Annotated in this window: 9 protein-coding genes; 1 reads left to right on the top strand and 8 read right to left on the bottom strand. The window is 47.3% G+C overall.

Translation table 11 applies throughout. The features are described 5' to 3' along the window. The first annotated feature begins 135 nt into the window (after positions 1-135). Positions 136-441 carry a CZB domain-containing protein gene (locus tag LG368_RS14770; RefSeq protein ID WP_226755469.1) on the top strand — a complete coding sequence of 102 codons (306 nt, stop codon included), beginning with the start codon at positions 136-138 and terminating at the stop codon, positions 439-441. A gap of 11 nt (positions 442-452) precedes the next feature. Here LG368_RS14770 and LG368_RS14765 read toward each other — a convergent pair whose 3' ends face one another. From LG368_RS14765 to LG368_RS14730, 8 genes are all read right to left on the bottom strand, one after another. Further along, on the bottom strand, positions 453-1,619 hold the full coding sequence (locus tag LG368_RS14765) for a methionine aminotransferase (protein WP_226755470.1): 1,167 nt from the start codon (positions 1,617-1,619) through the stop codon (positions 453-455). A gap of 121 nt (positions 1,620-1,740) precedes the next feature. Then, the gene (locus LG368_RS14760) at positions 1,741-3,297 is read right to left on the bottom strand and encodes a restriction endonuclease subunit S (protein ID WP_226755468.1); all 1,557 of its coding nucleotides are present in this window, start codon (positions 3,295-3,297) and stop codon (positions 1,741-1,743) included. Beyond that, complete coding sequence (locus LG368_RS14755; RefSeq protein ID WP_226755467.1) at positions 3,297-4,868, bottom strand: class I SAM-dependent DNA methyltransferase; 1,572 nt, start codon at positions 4,866-4,868, stop codon at positions 3,297-3,299. The genes LG368_RS14760 and LG368_RS14755 overlap by 1 nt, the downstream gene beginning before the upstream one ends. 10 nt (positions 4,869-4,878) lie before the next feature. Continuing rightward, positions 4,879-5,874, bottom strand: a complete 996-nt coding sequence (locus tag LG368_RS14750; protein ID WP_226755466.1) for an Abi family protein — start codon at positions 5,872-5,874, stop codon at positions 4,879-4,881. A 225-nt stretch (positions 5,875-6,099) separates the two neighbouring features. Further along, a complete protein-coding gene (gene hsdR, locus LG368_RS14745; RefSeq protein WP_226755465.1) occupies positions 6,100-9,630 on the bottom strand; it encodes a type I restriction-modification system endonuclease in 3,531 nt (1,176 codons plus the stop codon). A gap of 180 nt (positions 9,631-9,810) precedes the next feature. Continuing rightward, a complete protein-coding gene (locus tag LG368_RS14740) occupies positions 9,811-10,887 on the bottom strand; it encodes an alkene reductase (RefSeq protein WP_226755464.1) in 1,077 nt (358 codons plus the stop codon). Positions 10,888-11,026: 139 nt separating this feature from the next. Next, the gene (locus tag LG368_RS15645; protein ID WP_226755463.1) at positions 11,027-11,290 is read right to left on the bottom strand and encodes a type II toxin-antitoxin system RelE family toxin; all 264 of its coding nucleotides are present in this window, start codon (positions 11,288-11,290) and stop codon (positions 11,027-11,029) included. Further along, a complete protein-coding gene (locus LG368_RS14730) occupies positions 11,277-11,510 on the bottom strand; it encodes a ribbon-helix-helix domain-containing protein (RefSeq protein ID WP_226755462.1) in 234 nt (77 codons plus the stop codon). The genes LG368_RS15645 and LG368_RS14730 overlap by 14 nt, the downstream gene beginning before the upstream one ends. Between the last annotated feature and the right edge of the window lie 269 nt (positions 11,511-11,779).

Genomic DNA, 11,779 nt, shown 5'->3' with positions numbered 1-11,779 from the left:
GGCTTTATTGTGCCCAATATTTTGGGTCTTTTTTACAGCGCATATGGCTAAAAATAACGTTTTTAATGGAAAAGCCTAAAAATACCATGGCGTTTCTTGTCTGAAACGCCATTATTCAGGGACGACTATTTATCAATGAACAAAAAAGCGCCGGTTTTTGAGTTCGTTGATCACCACCACTGTCGTCTTGGTAAATGGTACGATCAAGGCGACGGCAAGCAATTATTCTCCTCAGCCGCCTCTTATAAATCCCTCGAAAAACCCCATGCTAACCTTCATAACGGCACCAAAACCGTTTTCGAATTGATAAAAGACGTGCCCATTGACTATGTCAAACTCACCGACGCCTTTCATCAGATCGAGGAAAACAGCCTAGATGTCTTCGCGGCACTGGATAAGATAAACAAAGAAATACGTGGCCAAGTGTCGACATCCGGTTAGTCAGTACTTCATTACAAAGCACTCAAGCGCTGAGCCGCTTCTACCAAGGTGTCGTCTTCCTTGGCAAAACACAAACGAATCAGTCGTTGGCCGTTAGGGGGCGTTTGATAAAACACACTGATCGGAATCGCAGCCACGCCCACCTCATCGATGAGCCATTCGCAAAATGCCACGTCGTCGAGGTCGCTGATGTCGCTGTAATCCAACAGCTGAAAATAGGTGCCATCGCAGGGCAATAAGTGAAAACGACTGTTTGCTAAGGCGTTTCTTAGCACATCGCGTTTTTGTCGATACAACCCCGCTAGCCCCGCGCTTTCCTCCGGTAATGCCAACAAATGCTCGGCTAACGCCTGCTGCAAGGGCGTCGCTGTGCAGAAGGTGACGTATTGATGGACTTTACGCAATTCGGCGGTGATGTCGGCAGGCGCGACCACATAGCCCACTTTCCAGCCGGTAAGATGAAAACTTTTGCCAAATGACGAGACGATAATGCTACGTTCGGCAAGGCGCTGATGTTTGTGAACACTCACTACGCTTTCGTTAAACTGGATGAACTCATACACCTCGTCAGACAGCACATACACATCACGGTGCTGAACCGCTTGCCATAATCGCTCTACATCCTCTGCCAGCCAACAGCTGCCGGTCGGGTTGTGTGGCGTGTTGATCAACACCAAACGCGTTTTTGCCGTTAGTGTGGCTTCAAACGCCTGCCAATCTGGGCGAAACGTGGGCGCTTCCAAACTAACGCGCTTACAAATCCCGCCCGCTAGGGTGACCGTCGGTTCATACAAGTCGTAAGCGGGGTCAAATAAGATGACTTCGTCGCCCAGTTTGATCAACGCGGTAATAGCATCGAAAATCGCTTCCGACGCGCCGCTGGTCACGGTGATTTCATCGGCGACATGAACATTGCGGCCATAATGACGCGCGATTAAGTCGGCAATCGCTTCTCGCAATAATGGCAAACCTGTCATCGGGGAGTATTGGTTATTGCCCGTTAATAGCGCCTGGGAAGCGCGTTCTAACAAGCGCGGATCGGGTGGAAAATCTGGAAAACCTTGGGATAAATTGATCGCGCCTTTTTCATTGGCTAACGCCGACATCTTGGTGAAAATCGTCACGCCCGTGGCGGGTAGCTTGGACAATAAAGTAGGAGCGGTAAAAGAGGGTGTCATGGTCACTGTGGTTGCCTTAACAAGTCAAAAAAGAAACGCCAAAGCCGCAGCCTTGGCGTTTTGATAAGGTGTTTATATCACGGTTGTTTCTTTGTTCCCACGCGGAGTCTGACCATGCCTACTAGATTTTTCTTGTCGTCGCTTTTTTCTTAGGCTGCTTTTTCATCGCCTCACGTTCGGCTTTGATTTTTGCCAGTAAGGCTTCGGCGGAGTTGTCACCGGTGATTAACTCTGGATTCGCTGCGCGCCAGTCGGCCGTTAGTTCACCGCGGAAGGCTTTGGCCAAGATGGATTGAGTGAGATTGTTGACGCGCTCAAGGGCCGCATTGGCTTTTTGCTCGATGGCGTCGGCAAAGGCGAAGAGTTCTTCCACTCGACGAACAATTTCTTCCTGCTCTTCGAGCGGTGGAATCTCTAACACAAATTCCTTTACATCTCTTTGAAACAAGTGAGGTACAGCTGATCCCGTCATTCTCTCCTGCACCAGCCTTTGAATAGTTGGACCAGCCAAAAAGAAGTAAAGAAACTCAGGAATAAAAAACTTACCAGATCGAATAAGTAAGAGAGATGAATTAATAGTAGCTGATTCTGTTAAATTTTTAACAATTCCTATTTTTCCAATACCCGCGCCATCTTTGCAGAGAAGAATATCGTCATTATTAAGAATAATCTCGGGGCTTTCATCGAATCGTTCTTTAGATATATGAAATGCTTCTGATAGTTTAACTTCTCGTCCATAATTTAAAGAATGGACACTAAGAAATAAAGGCCCTGTTTCAGTATATTCAGATGCCTTTAAACCTTTCCAGCCAATTCGTGCAGAAATATAGACCAACCCCTCTAAAGGTTGACAAACCCAACCTTCAGGCAAATCTCTTTCTAGAAAATCAGGATCAATTTCAGCCTCTTTATATTTTTTCTTCCAAGAATCTGTTTTAGGCCGCTTCCCTTTAGCCTCATATTTTGCTTCTTGCGCATTTATCCAAGTTTGATATTTATACTTACGTATTTCTTCTATCCGTTCGTCCTTAGTAAAGCTAAACTTATTCTTTACACGCCACTCTTCCGTCAATTTCCCACTCACGGCGGCGGCGAGGACGGATTGGCGGAAGGTTTTTAGGATGTTGGGGATACGTTCGAGACGGGCTTTGGTGGTTTCGACCTGTGCCAGTAGAGTGTCGAGTTTATCGGCAATGACTTTTTGCTCGGCTAGGGGCGGGAGAGAGATCTCAATTTCTTCAATCGCTTTCCCTGAAATATTAGGTTGTGCACCTCCATATGCGATCTTTAGAATTTGATCGCTAAGTGCTGAGATCAACCGATTTTTATAACGTTCACAGCCAAGAGCTTCAAAATGCAATTTCAAATTACCAACGCGTTGATTTTGATATGCTGGTTCACTGCCCTCATAGATACCTATTTTACCAGTTGTTGCTCCAGACATTGCAATTAATAAATCACCACGCCTTATTTCAAAGCCTTCTGCCCCGTATTCTACATGTGCAGCATTTTTATCCGTAGCAATGAATCCATTTAGATCAGATATACGAATGACAGGGTATGTCACTTTTGATGGATTAACATAATTACCGCTTTTAAACGCAAAGCCATTTTTTAGATATAGATAAGAACCAACATTTGTATATCCCCACCCTTCCGGCAAATTAACGTCACTCATTAATTCACCCCTTCCAACGCCGCTAACAATTCATCAAGCTCACTCATGGCGGCTGCGAGTTCGTCTTTGGCTTCACGGGCGAGTACGCTGGGTTCGGGTAAGTCGGCGGCGTCGACGCTGTCTTTGTCTTTTAACCAGCTAATGTCCAGTGAGTCGCCTTTGGTGTCGCGTATCCAATCGCGGCTAAAGCAACGCCAGCGGCTTTTTAGTAGGTCGTCGTCGACGTTTTCGTTTTCTACCGCCGCTTGTTTGTCTACGGTAATCTCTTCAGCACCAAAGCTGTATTCCCCTTCATTACGAGGGCTGATGCCATCGGCGTTGTCGCCATAAACAGTTTCAAAGGGCGCTAGGTGGCTGTCACCAAAGGGGGTGCGTTTACCAAAGCTGGGCATATTGGTGCGCAGGTCATACACCCAGACATTTTCGGTGCAGTTTTCTTGCTGGTGTTTGTCGGTTGCGCTGCCCTTAGTAAAAAAGAGCACATTGGTTTTTACCCCTTGGGCGTAAAAAATGCCCGTGGGCAGGCGCAAGAGGGTGTGCAGGTTGCACTTGTTCATTAGGTCACGGCGCACCTCTGTACCCACGCCCGCTTCAAACAGCACGTTATCGGGCAACACCACGGCGGCGCGGCCACCGGGTTTGAGGTTGCGATAAATATGCTGCAAAAACGCCAGCTGTTTGTTGCTGGTTTTGTAGGTTAAATCGTCTCGGGTGTTGCTGGCTTCGCCGCCTTTACTGGTGCCAAAAGGCGGATTGGCAAGAATGATGTCCGCTGGTTTCAATGCCTTACCTGCATCGCCCAGTGCATTACCAAGATGAATAACGCCTTCGTCGTCGCCTTCCATACCATGTAATAAGCAGTTCATTAAGGCCAAGCGTCGCGTGTTCGGCACCAGTTCTACGCCAACAAAGGCTTGGTTTTTCTGGAAGCCCGCTTCTTTGGCCGTCAAGTCCATGTAATCGTCGGTTTGCTCGCGCATGTATTGGTCGGCAGCGACCAAAAAACCTGCAGTGCCCGCCGCAGGATCTTGTGTTACTTCGCCAACTTGCGGCTTCATGCAACGTACCATGCTATTAATTAAGGCGCGTGGCGTGAAATATTGCCCTGCGCCAGATTTAGTTTCGCTGGCGTTCTTTTCTAACAACCCTTCGTATAAATCACCAAGCCCGTCTTTGGCGGCGCTGAACCAGTCAATGTGGTCGAGGGTTTTGATCATTTGTTCTAAATGGCGCGGCTCACGCAGACGCGTTTGCGCATCGGCGTAAATCGCACTGATCAATGGGTCTTCATGCACTAGGTTGCCGTCGGCGTCTTTGCCCGTAGACAGGCTTAACAGGATGCGTTTGTAATCGTTTAATAAGTTAATGCCTGACTTCTCGCTGATGTCGGTCCAGCGGCAGCCTTCCGGCAGCGGGTGTTTTTTTAACGTGCCGGCTTCGGTGTTTTCATGCACCATTTTTATAAACAGCAGTAGCACGAGTTCTGTTACGTAATCGCTATAGTTAATGCCGTCATCGCGTAATACGTCACATAGGTTCCAGAGTTTTTGAACGATGTCATTGTTGGTCATAAAAAGTCTCTTAGATGTTCTGCCAAAATGGGTCGTGCTGCCAACCATTTGGCAACCCCATCGGAGCTAAAGGTGTATTAGGGAACTCATTAAAGAGCTCAATTAAACGTTGTTTCCAGCTGGCATGCGGGGCGCAATGGGTCATAAAGTGTTGCAGTATCGGCAGAATCACCGCGGCACGAGTATGCAAACTTGCACTGCCTTCTCTCAAATAGTTTGGCCATGCAATTCGGTTACTTTTCGGCACGGCCGGCTTAATGCCCAGTTCTCGATTCCAAAGGCGGCTATGATGAGCGCATAGGTTCCTCACCGTGGTTAAGGTATGCAGCCAAGACTCAAGTAACGGGGCTTCTAGCCCTAATCCCCTAGCAATATGCTTTTTATCGCTGTCTTTACTGAGGTTTTTGTATAAATAGGACAGCGTACCCAAGGTGATGTCTTCTACCATAGCCCAATTAGGCATGAGTTCAGGAGTTGTGTAGGTTAACGCATAATGCCTAGCGTAGCTTTCTTGTTGCCGTTTGCTTTTCAAGTTAGCTTTACGGGCATCGTCTGTTTTGAGCTTATCTATTCGATCACATTCTTTGTGGTAATCACGAAGCTCATTTTCTTGCTTACTGCGAATGTCATTTAATAAACGATCATGCTGTGATCTGTTTTTAAAATAGGTTGCTTCAAGGTACCAATGACTCCCATAGGCAGTGCCCATATGATTGCTGATATGACCACGGATAGCGACTTCCGCTCGTTCAATGGCGTCCATCACTAATAAACGTAGTCGTCTATCAAAATCATATATTTCTACCAACTGACGAAAGCAGGTGCCGGCAATAAAATTATGCTGAGCATTCTCCTGAAAAGGTCGCATATAGGGCGTTAGACGAAAGAAACTCACGGATCGTAAAAATGCCAACGCGCGAGAGTGGTTAAAAATAGTCAGCCCGCGTTTTTCTAACAAAGTAAGCTGTTGTTCAGGGGTTATTGCAGGTTTGTTGAATGCTATCATTGCCTTCTCTCGATTTTGTTCAGGCAAATTGCAGGCATAAAAAACCCGCACGATTTGAGCGTAGTTACAAGAACCATAGGCTTGGCGGGTGTATTGCGCAAAATTATAGGTAGTAAAGTAAACTTAATCAAGCCTGATCCTTGGCGAATAATGGTGAAATGATTTCTATTTTTCAAACTTTCATTGAAGCATCTATGTGTTTTTGAATTGTTCATAGAGGCAACTCTAAGCACTTTTCTGTGGCCAAATAGCCTCACTTAGTTCATCCAGTACGCTATCCAGTTGATTGCCCAGTATTTTATCAAACTGTTTTGCGCCGCCGTGCTCACCAAAACGTTCATTGACGAAGTTACGGTCAATAATCACTTCGTGTACCAGTTGTTTGGCTAGGCGCTCAAGCCATTTTCGTTGTGCTGGCAGCCAGTTGTGGCTTTGGTAGATGCGTTGCATGGCTTGCGCCACTCGGGTATCAAATGCGACCAGTGGCTCACCGAAGGCAGCCCGACGAATGTGGCCGATGATGCTGGCGGCAATGTCTTGGTTGGTTTGGTTGCGCACGGCGCTTTGCAGTTTGGGTTCTGTGTAACCCGCCCCATCAAGCAACAGCTTGATCTCTTTTAGCTGCTCACGGGTGAGGTCACGGGGTTTATTCACCACCACAGACAAGGCCGCGCTTTGGTTCAGTTGTTCTTTAATGAACTGATTGAAACTGTCTAGGTAGTCTTGCGGTTTTTGGTGTTCGCCGTAACTTTGGGTGCGTTCTTTGATCTCGTCGTGATGTTCAGAAATCACCGGTTGACGATCACTGCCTAGCAGGCTGTTCACTTCGGCTAATTGGTTCAATAAGCCCGTGTGCTGAGACATAAAGTGTGCCGCTGACTTAGGGCCTAGCTCATTGAGGTGCTTGTGTAGGCTTTTGGGTTCAATGCCCCATAATTCTTGCAGCTCACCAAGTTTTTGCTTAAGTGCCGGTTTGTTTTCCGCTTTTTTCTCGGCTTTACGCAGTACTCGCATCACCTTCTGGCTGAGTTGACTCAGCACCACATCAGCGTGGTTTTGATCAGGCGTATCGCCAGGGGCGTTTAGCGACCGCTCCAACTGCTCTGGATTCGTGATTTCATCGACCAATTGCTCCAATGTAATGCTCGGATCTCTTACCAAAGGCTTCATGGTATTCACGTCGGCAAGGGCGGCGTAAATATCCACAGGGTCGTAAATACGGAAGACGGTTTTACCAATTTCATCGCAGCGACGAGTCGCACGGCCGATCATTTGCTCGTATAAAATCCGTGATTTTACACGACGCATAAAGACCAGATTACAAATAGTAGGCACATCAATGCCAGTGGTCAGCAAGTCCACCGTGATGGCAATGTTTGGATAGCGTTCGTTTTTATATTGGCGGATCAGTTGATCAACTTTATCACTTTGGCCAGTGATCTTGACAACCGCGGCTTGGTTATACTCGCCGTTATAAAGGTCTTTAAACGCTTCGTCTAACAAGCGTTTGACCATGTCAGCGTGTAAGTCAGTGGCACAAAAGATGAGTGTTTTTTCGTCGCCAAATGGGTCAAGCTCCTGCACTAACTGCTCACAGATAACGCGGTTGAAATTTTCGTTGATGACTCGTCGGTTAAACGCATCGACCTCAAAGCTTAGCTCATCGTCTAATTCGGCACTTTGCACTTCGCCGGTTTGCGTGTTGATCGCACTGACTTGATCGCCTTTGGCAAAGGTAATGCCCTGTTGGGTCAGTAGGGTTTCGTAACGAATAGGCGGCTCATGGTCGATCAGCCAGTCGTCTGCCACGGCTTCGCGATAAGAGTAGGTGTAAACAGGTTTGCCAAAAATTTCGCTGGTGTGTTTGGCCGGGGTTGCGGTTAATGCCACTTTGACCGCATCAAAGTATTCCAATACACGACGGTAGCTGGACAGGTATTGGCTGGCATCGCGCGTGGCTATTTCCCCTTCTGTCATGTCTTGGTCGAGCGTGTAGCCGCGGTGCGCTTCGTCGATAATAATGCAGTCAAATTGATCAACGGGCGGCGGGGTGTCGCTCATAAAAATGCGCTTTACCATGGCTTGAACCGTCGCTACCTGAACACGAGTTTCCGCTTCAGCCGCCATGTCGCCAAGCTCTGCTACATTGTAGATTTTAGATAAGGTGTGATTTTGCTCAAGAGGCGCTTCATTAAAGGCATCGATGGCTTGTTGTCCTAATGCGGTACGATCCACCAAAAACAAGATGCGCTTAAAGCGTTCAGCTTTTAAAAAGCGATACATTAAGCCGATAATAGTACGTGTTTTACCGGTTCCTGTTGCCATCGCCAGCAAGGCACTGCGCACTTCACGGGACAGTGCGTTTTCAACGGCCATGATGGCTTTTTGCTGGTAGTCACGCACTTTTAAATAACCAAATGGCTCCGCTTTGAGTTTTTGCTCGGCTGCTTCTTTACTGCGCTTAAGTAGATCGAGCAAGCCGACCGGCGTATGAAAGCTCGGCAGGGCGCGCTTAATATTGGCAAAGTCACGCACATCACGAAACCAAGTGCCGGATTGTTCTGCTAACTGGGGCACATAAGGACGACCATTACACGAATACACAAAGGGCACCTTGTAATGACCTTCGTTTTCATCTGGCCACGCGACCGTCATGCCGGCCAACTCCCAGGCGCCTTGCATGGGCGGTAGGACTGCTAGACCCTTGCTGTAACGTTCTGCCTGGGCAATCTTACCCGCGACATTGGTGTTTTCTTTTTTCGCCTCAACCACAGCGATGGGCGTTAAACCGGCAAACAATACATAATCTGCTCGCCCCTTTTGTTTTTTTAAAGCAGCGCCATTAGATTCTGTGGGCCACTCAGCAATGGCGATATTTTTGCCTTTTTCTGGTCTGGTGCCATTTCTGAAGGTGAAGGCTTCGCTGTCTGCTATCCAACCCGCTTCGGTGAGTTGCTGGTCAATTAAGATGCGCGTTAACGCTTCGTCTAACACTATGTGTTGCGTGGCGGCCTGCGTATTGGTGTTTAATTGCTGACGTTGCGTCGCTTGTGTTGTGTCATCTTGGCTGGCCAGCTGAGCTTGAAGTGCCTGAATTTTGGCTTCGTAATCTCGTTGCTGTTGAGTAAGTGCCTGTTCATGTGCCACTGCTTGCTCAGCCAGTGCGCGGGATTCTTCATCCATCGCATGGGCCAGTGCTTCGTATTCGTCTTTTTCTTTGGCCACAAGCTCATTGAGTTGCTGGCTGGAATCCAAATCAAGATTGGCTTGTTGCAGATCATTTCTTAGCTGGGCAATGTCACCTTGCAATTTTCGCAACTGCTCACTGGGGTCTGTCGGGGCAACGAAAGGGCCAGGCTTAAAGTTGACCCCTGCTTCGCCAAAAGATTGGTGGAACCAGATGGTTAATTTACGCGCAACAACCAAGCCGTTAATGGCTTCTTTGTGCTTTGTTTTGAATTGGTGGTTGGCTTTATTGCCTTCAATGCGCAAGGTGTGGAACAGCTCTCGTACTACCGGTTCTAACTTCAATTCACGGTGTATTTTGTAAAGTAGATCCGCTTGTGAGGTTTGATCATCGAAGGGAATGCCTGCCAATACCGCAATGTGCTGGGCTAAGGCCTCACCCAATTGACGTAACTTAAGCAAAGTGGTGTTTGGATCGCCAACGAAAGCGCGCTCTGCTGAGGAAGCCAACTCAACGAAAAGCGGGTCATGTTCTTTTAAGAAAGAGAAGTTTGAGGTCAGCTGTGTCATAAAAATTCCGTTCTTTATACTGCGAACTAAAATTTACAGGTAATCTGACACATTAACAATAACGCCTTATTTTTTTACTGACTGACAAAAGAAACGCCAAAGCCGCAGCCTTGGCGTTTTGATAAGGTGTTTATACCACAGTCGTTAAGCGCTCATAAATTGCTAAGCGCTAATAGATTACTAGGCATTCATAAAGGGGTAATCGGTGTAACCTTCCGTACCAGAAGTGTAGAAGGTGTCTGGATTCGGTTGGTTCAACTCGGCACCTTGTTTGACACGCTCAACAAAGTCGGGGTTCGCCAGAATGCTCGTACCAAACGCGACGCTGTCGGCTTGACCCGATTTAAGCACTTGTTGCGCCTCTTCTGGGCTGTAGCCCATGTTGACCATCAAATGACCTTGGTAAGTTTCACGCGCCACGCTCACCACATCAGCCTGCTGAATGCCAAAGAAATCCGCGCGCATCAGGTGTACATAAGCCAAGTTGTAACGATTTAGTTGCTCGGCTAAAAAGCGCGTCCATGCCAATGGGTCACTGTCTTTCATGCTTTGGAAGCTATTCAATGGCGACAAACGTACGCCGACTCGGCCGCTGCCCATGACTTCTGTCACTGCTTCGATCACTTCGAATAGAAAACGCGCGCGATTTTCCATCGAGCCGCCGTATTCGTCAGTACGTTGGTTGGCGCTGTCACGCAAAAATTGATCAAGCAAATAGCCGTTGGCACCATGAATTTCAACGCCGTCAAAACCGGCCGCTTTGGCGTTGATCGCGCCTTGGCGGAAATCGTTCACGATGGTTTTGATCTCGGCGACGGTTAATTCACGAGGCACTGTATAAGGCTTTTTGCCCTCTGGGGTGTGAGTGTCGCCGTCAATCGCGATGGCGCTTGGGCCTACCGCTTCTTTACCATTATTCAATAAAGGATGAGCGGCTCTTCCAGCGTGCCAAATTTGCATAAAGACGCGGCCGTCAGCTTGATGTACGGCGTCTGTGGTCAACTTCCAACCATCGATTTGTTCTTGCGAATAAATGCCCGGATCATCGCCAAAGGCCGATGTGCCTTCACTCACCATGGTGCATTCGGTAATAATTAATCCTGTACTGGCGCGTTGACCGTAGTATTCGGCCATTAAAGCATTGGGTAAATGACCCGGTGCGCGGGTGCGGGTAAGCGGCGCCATCACAAAGCGGTTCGCTAGTTCAACATCGCCTAGGGTAACAGGACTAAAAAGGGTTGTTTCTGCATTTGACATACATTGCTCCAGTAATTGTTTTGACCTTGTTTTAGGTATGGATCACTAGATTGGGTGCCGCTCATCAAAAACAATCGCATGCACTGTCTTTGCTAAATACAATATTATTTCTTGCGGTAATGTTCAGTGGGTTGGCTTGTTAGGTGTGGTTGTAAACGCTTGAACGATGAGCCACTTTCACGACATTGACAACCAAAACCTCATCTCTAATTTCATAAACTATGCGGTAAAGGCCTTGTCGTACTCTGTAAACTTCTTGTCCAGATAGTTTTATACAGCCTTCCGCTCGTGGGTCTTCGGCTAACAATTCGATACACTGGAGTATTTTAGTTACGTCTTTCTTCGGAATACTTCTAAAATCTTTCGTAACGGATTTTTTGAACGTTATTTTATATTTTGCCATGTTTCTTTAGATCGTTAAGCAACACTTCGTAGCTAATTTCTTCTTCTGCCACACGACTTGAAACAGCGTTTAAATCCTCTTGATCTTCCTGCATTAAAAGGCGAACGGCTTCATCAATGAGTTCTGATAAAGATACATTCGTAGAAGCTGCACGCATTTTTAATGCTTGATGAATTTGCGGCTCAAAATACACCGTTGAACGCTTCGATAAATGACTCATAAATATACTCCCTTTTTGGTTAACCACATTATAGCGCTACAACGTTATAACGCCAATTCGAAGTCAGATCCTCTGAACAGACAATGAATGCCGCCATAAGCGAGGAAACTTTTTGAGATTAACCGTTATTTATCAAGACTGAGTGACTGCTCCCCTACATAAATGTAGGGGCTTCCAAGTTCTCAGGCAGCCGCTAGCCTTACACTAGACTTACGCTTGCCTCCCTTAGCAGAGACGGACAGCCCTTCCGCCTTCATTTTCAAAACGCC

Origin of the sequence: Marinomonas algarum (genome assembly GCF_020532605.1) — a bacterium.
GTDB lineage: Bacteria > Pseudomonadota > Gammaproteobacteria > Pseudomonadales > Marinomonadaceae > Marinomonas > Marinomonas algarum.
Note: the sequence above shows the minus strand (reverse complement) of the source record. Positions and strands in the feature narration are given on the sequence as shown.